1 protein-coding gene is annotated in these 805 nt (G+C 38.4%); it reads left to right on the top strand.

Features of this window, described 5'->3' with window-relative positions; translation table 11 throughout:
• Window positions 1-135 precede the first annotated feature (135 nt).
• Window positions 136-531 carry an SMI1/KNR4 family protein gene (locus tag ACSX1H_RS19455; RefSeq protein ID WP_439185925.1) on the top strand — a complete coding sequence of 132 codons (396 nt, stop codon included), beginning with the start codon at window positions 136-138 and terminating at the stop codon, window positions 529-531.
• Window positions 532-805: the final 274 nt, after the last annotated feature.

The raw sequence follows: 805 nt of genomic DNA, 5'->3' as shown, positions 1-805 counted from the left end.
CTTCGGTTGGGCCGATTCCCGCCTTGATTGTCAGTCCTGTCGGACGGACAATCAGCACCGCGAATCTGCTACCGCATCATGCAGCTAACCGTTGTGCCCTATTTGAAAAGCTTATCGTAATAAAAACAAAACATTATGCCCTTTCCTGTTGAAGAAAAATACATAGTTGAGACTGAAAATGAAATTGGACTAAAATTCCCTGATTCATTTCGAGATAAGATGAAAAGGGAAAATGGTGGAGAATTAATAATCAATGGCAATGACTGGACTATTCACCCCTTTTTTGACAAAACAGACAGAAAAAGAATATCTAGAACTTCCAATCATATCATTTACGAAACCAAAGAAGCTAAGAACTGGAGAGAATTTCCTAAGAATGCTATTGTAATTGGCAGTGATAGTTATGGAAATAAACTAATCCTACTACCGAAAAGATTTAGTAAGAAAAAGCTTCAAGATATAATCTATGAATGGAATCATGAGACAGGAAAAATCAATAAAGTATTTAAAAGTACAAACGAAATAAAATAAAACAGGGCACAACAAACCGCAATAAAGCATATGGAGTGCGACTAATTTTGGAAGGTTTGTGACTTCGGCAACCAACGCCAAATCGCTGATTTGGCTTTAAAAATGAAAAGTTAAAAACAAATACAACGCTTTGGCTCAGCTCATTTTGGGAAGTTCGTAAGGTTAAATCTCCATACGCTTCATGCGGCAGGCCGTTATGGTCAATAGCCGAGGCTTGGAGTTCGTTTTTTTACCCTGTTTGGCAAAACGTCGCCATTTCGGGAGGCGTCTTGGA

Origin of the sequence: Carboxylicivirga taeanensis, from assembly GCF_051851475.1 — a bacterium.
GTDB classification, from domain to species: Bacteria; Bacteroidota; Bacteroidia; order Bacteroidales; family Marinilabiliaceae; genus Carboxylicivirga; species Carboxylicivirga taeanensis.
This window is presented reverse-complemented; position numbering and strand designations above follow the sequence as displayed.

Bases quoted from the DNA above. Each gene is read 5' to 3' on its own strand.
- ACSX1H_RS19455 (WP_439185925.1), top strand. From the start codon at position 136: ATGCCCTTTCCTGTTGAAGAAAAATACATAGTTGAGACTGAAAATGAA.